The following is a 5762-nucleotide window of genomic DNA, read 5'->3' as shown; positions in this document are numbered from 1 at the left end:
CCTTCGTGCTGGACTGCCATCTGGTGGCCGGCGACTTCGATTACTTCCTGAAGATCCGGGTGCGCGACATCGCCGACTTCAACCGTCTGCACGGCGAACGGCTGATCGCCCTGCCCGGGGTGCGCCAGACCCGCACCTTCTTCGTGATGAAGGAGGTCATCGACAACGCCCCTCTGGATTTCTGAGTCTATGGGTATTCGGGGGTATTCGGGGGGTATTCGGGCCGGCATTCGAAACGATGGTGTTTCATTGAAGGTCCAGTCTGTGAATCGTGGGCGGACCAAGCGAAAGGGCCGCCCAAAGGGCGGCCCATCGTTTTTACCGGGTGTCGATCTTCACCGGCGATCAGGCGGATTCTAGATTCACCGCCTTGGGGCCGCGGGGATCGGACTGAATCTCGAAGCTGACTTTCTGACCTTCGGCCAGGTGGCCGAGATCGGAGCGCTCGACCGCCGAAATGTGGACGAAGACATCCTTCGAGCCGTCGCTCGGTGTAATGAAACCGAACCCCTTGGTCGCGTTGAAGAACTTCACGGTTCCTGTGGTCATATTGGAAGAATCCCATAGTGAGTTGCCGCCGAAGCACAGCACTTCGGGGGAGTGGCGGCCAACAATCCTGGAGGAGAGGCCTGTTCGATTCCGGCGGAACCCCCAAAGGGTCCCGCATCGTCAACAAGCTGCCATCACGGAAATCAGCATAGCAGCAACCCGGTAAAAGCCCAGAGACAGTTTGGCTGGATTCATCGATCGGAATTGCCGATGACTTCACCAAAAGATGGCTTCACGCCGGTCGCCCACCGCAGCCGCCGCACCTGCCGACTCCGGATTTTGTGGTGGCAGTGGGCATCGCGGTCCTATGATGGTGGAATGATCAGAGATGGGACGAGTCGTGGTGCCCGAGGGGTGCCGCCTCCGTCGCAACAGCAACGGAAAGGAACGGCATGCCCCGAAAACCCAACTACAGTTTCGAGCGCCATGAACGCGAACGCATAAAGGCGGCCAAGAAAGCCGCACGTGCGGAAGCCAAGAAGGAAAAGGCGGAAAGGCGCGCCGAATCGCGAGGCGACACAGCAGCGGCCGACCGGCCGCCGGAGTGAGGGCCCCCGGCCACTGGCCGGCCCGCGCCGTCTTCGTCATGAGTGTGGCGGTCGACAAGGACCCGCCGAATTTCCGGCCGGACGGCAAAAAGAAGGGCCACCCGAGCGGCGACCCTTTGGGAGTTTCCGGGATCCGCTGGGATCCGGTCTGTCAGGCTGACTGGAGATTTATGGCTTTCGGACCCCGGGGATCGGACTGAATCTCGAAGCTGACTTTCTGTCCCTCAGATAGGCGGCCGAGGTCGGAGCGTTCGACCGCCGAAATGTGGACGAAGACGTCCTTGGAGCCGTCGTTCGGTGTGATGAAGCCGAACCCCTTGATGGTATCGAAGAACTTCACGGTTCCGGTGACCATGTTAGAGAGTTCCTGTCGTCAGTTGCCTCCGAAACACAATGCTCCGGGGGATGGCGGCCAACATTTTTGGGTAAGCGGCCCATCCGCCGACGGCTGGCGCCGCGGAACCCGCTACGTCAAATGACCGCATCGCGAGCGAGAGCTTAGCAGCGCATGGCCATCGCCCGGCGAAGGGATGGAGGGGTTCTTTGATTGGTTTTGTCGATTACCCTAAGGTCACAGAAGCTGCCTTGGACGGCATCACGATCTAATCGAAAGTCTTACATAGAGAGGAAACCGCCGCATGATTGAGGACAGTCTTCCCACAAACCTCACGCCTTAATGCACGCAACAATGAAGCCCGAAAGCGTATCCCACATAGACTTCAAGTGATGATCTGATGGAAAGAAGTCTTTGTGGTGAACATATGCATTCAGTGTATTGGCTGAAACCAGAGGTTCAGTCTGCTCGAACTTCTTCAGGCCGTTCAGGTACTTTTTTTCGAGCGTGTTTGCGATAAGCATATCGTCGAGCACCTTATGAAACTTCTTCGACAGCTTGTCGTTGACATGAACTGTCGTCAGCTTCCTTCGACTAATGTAGTTCTCTACTGAGAATTCCAGCAATACGCGGAACAGAACGGCGATTGCATTATCATGGTCGCCGAACTTTAATCGGAACTGTAGCTCCTTCCAAATGTCTGTCGCACGTTGCGTATGGGCTTGCGGAACTAAACCATAGTCGATGTTTCGAATCAGGGTAGTTCTCGCCTCCGGTGCTGGTACTGAGGGGGCAGGGGTATCTTTCTCAGGCGGTTTTGGGATAGGTTTTGTTTTCTTGAAGTCCTTATTTTGTGGAAGTGCATCTACCGCAGTCGGCAAAACACCATCCTTTTCGAGTTTGTCTAGATAAGCCCTCTTTCCCTTGTTGTTCCAAATGTCTTCCAATACTACTCGCTTCAACACTAGATCGTTCGCGATTCTCGCCAAGGCGGCAGTGACCTTGCCGGTCTCATGAGTGTACTCAACGCGGTTGTTGACTATTGAGATCCCAACCCTGTTTCTGAAAGCCTCCGCAGACAAAAGGCGGTTCATATTTGATCGCGGAATCCCTGTCGCTATGTGTCCTGCGTCTCGCAGCCGAAGCTCGATCTCTTCCGCCAAGTTGACTCGTGTCTTCTTCCCGGTGCGACGCACAAAGTTCGATTTGGCCGCGGCATCCCATTGACTTTGACCAACACCACTTTGCTGCCCAGTGTGACGGCGATAGAGAATCTCGTCCAAGGTATCTCTATCTGACTCAACGTGGCATTGAACTCTGTCGGGAAACTTACCTTTCCATTCGGTACGTCGAGCGGCGAAGTAGTCAGCCCATTCCGTTGATGGGGCTTTTTGGGGTTCCGCCAGCAGTTTCAGGCAGGTGGTCCGACGATTTCCATCATAGACTACATATCTCATTCCGTCTTCGTGGACCAAGGGTGGCTCGTAAACTCTCCCCTCGGCAACGATGTCCTTTGTTAGGTTTCGCATGTGTGCGGCCCGATGCGTCAAGAGCCATTCAATCGCAGCATGCTCATCCGCCAACTCTCCATGACGATCATTGGCTGAATTCACAGAGAGTTGCGTAAGCGAGATGTTCTTTAACTTCATCCGAGCTCAGCCATCAATTGGATCTGCAATCACTTGCCAAATACTAAGGAACGACAAGCGATTACTCGAGGCCAACTCGTGCCCCTAACAACAATCCACGCCCAATCTAGCCCGACATACGTCTCCCTAGCATGGTACACCCAAATGGAATGATACCATTACGAGATCGATTCTTGAATTAATACAATCATTCACAGATGGAAGCTAGCTGGGCGGGGATTCTAGGCTGTTCCATGCGAGCATGTGAGGCGCCCAAAGCGCTCCCAAGCGGGATGGGATTGGCCGAAATTCGGAGGCAGGACCCCCGTCTTTACTGCCGAATGCCAGACAGTGAAGCCGCCGCCAATTGTCGTGTGATCAGAGCCAACGCGTGTGTGCTTGAGGAGAGTGGTGCCGCCTGCGTGACTTGAACACGCGACCCTCGCATTACGAATGCGATGCTCTACCAACTGAGCTAAGGCGGCACACCGGGCCGAACCCAGGGATTCGGCGGCTGGAACGGGGCGGACCTTACGGCCAAGCTCTGCGCAACGCAAGACTTGCGGTGGCGGGCGGTTCTTGGGGCGGCCCTCTGACAGATCCGCCTCTGTGCCTAGGGGCTCCGCCTTAATCCAGCGTTAACGGGGGCGCTCGGGCAGCGGCGGAACCGAGCCCTCTACGGCGGTGGCTTCCTCGGCCTCGTCGTCGGTCCCCGGGCTGTCCGGCGGCTGCTGGCCGTTGGCGCCGGCCGGGCCCGAGGTTCCCAGCGCGGGACGCTTCGGCGGCGGCGCCAGCGGATTGACCGCCTCGCCCTGGCCTTCAGAGGTCTTGGCCGGCGGCTTCGGCGCCTCGGGCGGACCTCCGGCGGGCGGCTTCGGAGCCGTCGAGACCCGGTCCGGCGGTGGCGGCAGCGGCACGCTTGCGGCGGGCTCCTGGGCCTTGACCGGATGCTTGGCGGTGATCTGGGCCAGCGCCGTCGGCTCCCCGTCGATGGCCAGGGTGCCGACCCGCCGCGGGGCCCGCCAGTCGAGGCTGTCGAAGGCCCCGCAGGCGCCGCAATCGACGCTCCAGTGCGCCGCGATGGCGCCGCAGGCGTTGCACACCCAGGCCGGATCGCGCGGCGCGTGGGCGGCCCGTTCCAGCCAGGACCGCGCGGCCTGGCCGTCGTTGCGCTCGGCCTCCTCCAGTCGCGCCATCAGGCGGCAGACCTGGGCGCGGGCCGGGTCTTCGCCCTCCAGGGAGACCAGGTCGCCGAGGTGGCGCCGCGCCTCGCCCCAGAGCTTGGCATCCAGGCTGACTTCGGCCAACGCGAGATGGCTTTCCCGGTGTTTCGGGCTGAGTCCGGTGAGCTTGGTGACCCGTTTGACCTGTTCGAGGGGCTTGGCCGCCGGCGCCGCACGGCGGTAGAGCGCCGCCAGCTCGCCGGAGGGCGTGCGCGGCCAGGAGCGCTCGACCACCTTGGCGGCCTCGCGGAAGCGTTCGCTTTCCACCGCCAGCCGGGCATGCAGCACCGCGGCGGCGAGGAAGTCCGGATCGGCCTTGTCGGCGGCGCGGGCCAGCGACAGGGCCTCGTCCTTGCGCCCCTCCGTCAGGGCGCGCTCGGCCTTGGCCAGGGTGATCACCGCGCCCTTGTGGTCGGCCTCCGGCTTCGGCAGGGCCTTGATCCTGGCGGCCTGCTTCAGGGCGGCGGCGGCGCCGTCGTAATCACCGGTGCGCTCGCTCAGCTCGAAGAGGTTGGTCACCACCCACGGCGTCTTCGGCCGCATGGCATGGGCCTCGCGCACATAGCTGAGGGCACGCTGGTCGTCGCCCTCGGCCAGGGCCTGGCGCAGCAGCCCGCGCAGACCCAGGAAACGGGTCTCCGGCTTCTCCAGCATGGCGTTGAAGTACTTCTCCGCCGCCCGCTCGTCGCCGCCGAGCTGCGCGGCCTGGGCCGATAGCAGCAGGGTCAGCGGCGGGTCCTCTAACAAGTTGTCGGCCTTGCGCGCCCAGCGCCCTGCCTCCTGCGCGTCGCCGGCGGCGACGGCCACCATGCCCTGGCTGAGCGCCTTGAAGCCGCGCTTGCGCCGGCTGGAGGAAAAGGCGCGGCCGATGCTGCCGGGCGTGCCCAGGATCAGCGTGATGACCCGGTAGAGAATGATGACGGCGATGGAGAGCACCACCCCGGCCAGCACCAGGATGCCGATGGGCGGCTCCATGCGGTAGCCGAGCCACTCGATGGAGACCCGGCCCGGGTGCTCCGCCAGCCAGAAGGCGGCGAGCGCCGCCAGGGCGGCCAGGACGACGAAGACGACGGCGCGGCGCATGGATCAGCCACCCGCGGTGAGACGGAAGCGTTCGGACACCAGGGCCCCCAGGCGGCTGACCGCCTGATCGGCGGCGATGCGCGCTTCGGCATCGCCGCGCCAGGCCGCGGCCGCTTCCGCCGCCGCGCCGGTCAGGCTGTCCAGCTCCGCCACCGCTCCGGCGAGGTCGCCCTCGTTCAGCTTGACCTCGCTGCGGGCGACGACGGCGGTGGGCTGGTCGCCCTCCACCAGGCCGACGGGCCGCAGGTTGACCGCTTCAGACAGGCGCCGCAGCACCCCGGCGGACCAGCCTTCGCCCTCCTCGCCCAGTTCGATGGCGGCGACGCGGCGCGCCACCTCGGGGAAATCCGCCTGCAGGTCGCGCAGGCTGGGCAGGCCGGCAGGCGCACGGCGCGCC

At 62.4% G+C, this 5762-nt stretch carries 6 protein-coding genes and 1 tRNA gene; 1 reads left to right on the top strand and 6 read right to left on the bottom strand.

What is annotated here, in order from left to right; genetic code table 11:
* Positions 1-185, top strand: a 185-nt coding sequence (locus Q0996_RS09260; RefSeq protein ID WP_299618022.1) for an Lrp/AsnC ligand binding domain-containing protein, incomplete at its 5' end; no start/stop codon positions are given.
* Between the two features lie 160 nt (positions 186-345).
* Here Q0996_RS09260 and Q0996_RS09255 read toward each other — a convergent pair.
* The 6 genes from Q0996_RS09255 to Q0996_RS09230 all read right to left on the bottom strand — a co-directional run.
* Positions 346-549 (bottom strand): cold-shock protein, encoded by a 204-nt coding sequence (locus Q0996_RS09255; protein WP_299618019.1) that lies wholly within the window; start codon positions 547-549, stop codon positions 346-348.
* A gap of 699 nt (positions 550-1248) precedes the next feature.
* A complete protein-coding gene (locus Q0996_RS09250) occupies positions 1249-1452 on the bottom strand; it encodes a cold-shock protein (protein ID WP_299618016.1) in 204 nt (67 codons plus the stop codon).
* A 311-nt stretch (positions 1453-1763) separates the two neighbouring features.
* Positions 1764-3080 (bottom strand): hypothetical protein, encoded by a 1317-nt coding sequence (locus Q0996_RS09245; protein ID WP_299618013.1) that lies wholly within the window; start codon positions 3078-3080, stop codon positions 1764-1766.
* A 388-nt stretch (positions 3081-3468) separates the two neighbouring features.
* Positions 3469-3544 (bottom strand) — tRNA-Thr (locus tag Q0996_RS09240).
* Positions 3545-3697: 153 nt separating this feature from the next.
* Positions 3698-5365, bottom strand: a complete 1668-nt coding sequence (locus tag Q0996_RS09235) for a heme biosynthesis protein HemY (RefSeq protein ID WP_299618010.1) — start codon at positions 5363-5365, stop codon at positions 3698-3700.
* 3 nt (positions 5366-5368) lie between these two features.
* Positions 5369-5762, bottom strand: a 394-nt coding sequence (locus Q0996_RS09230; RefSeq protein WP_299618007.1) for a COG4223 family protein, incomplete at its 5' end; no start/stop codon positions are given.

This window comes from Pelagibius sp. (genome assembly GCF_028289705.1).
Classification (GTDB): domain Bacteria; phylum Pseudomonadota; class Alphaproteobacteria; order Kiloniellales; family Kiloniellaceae; genus Pelagibius.
Note: the sequence above shows the minus strand (reverse complement) of the source record. Positions and strands in the feature narration are given on the sequence as shown.

Bases quoted from the DNA above. Each gene is read 5' to 3' on its own strand.
- Q0996_RS09235 (WP_299618010.1), bottom strand. From the start codon at position 5,365: ATGCGCCGCGCCGTCGTCTTCGTCGTCCTGGCCGCCCTGGCGGCGCTC.
- Q0996_RS09245 (WP_299618013.1), bottom strand. From the start codon at position 3,080: ATGAAGTTAAAGAACATCTCGCTTACGCAACTCTCTGTGAATTCAGCC.
- Q0996_RS09255 (WP_299618019.1), bottom strand. From the start codon at position 549: ATGACCACAGGAACCGTGAAGTTCTTCAACGCGACCAAGGGGTTCGGT.
- Q0996_RS09250 (WP_299618016.1), bottom strand. From the start codon at position 1,452: ATGGTCACCGGAACCGTGAAGTTCTTCGATACCATCAAGGGGTTCGGC.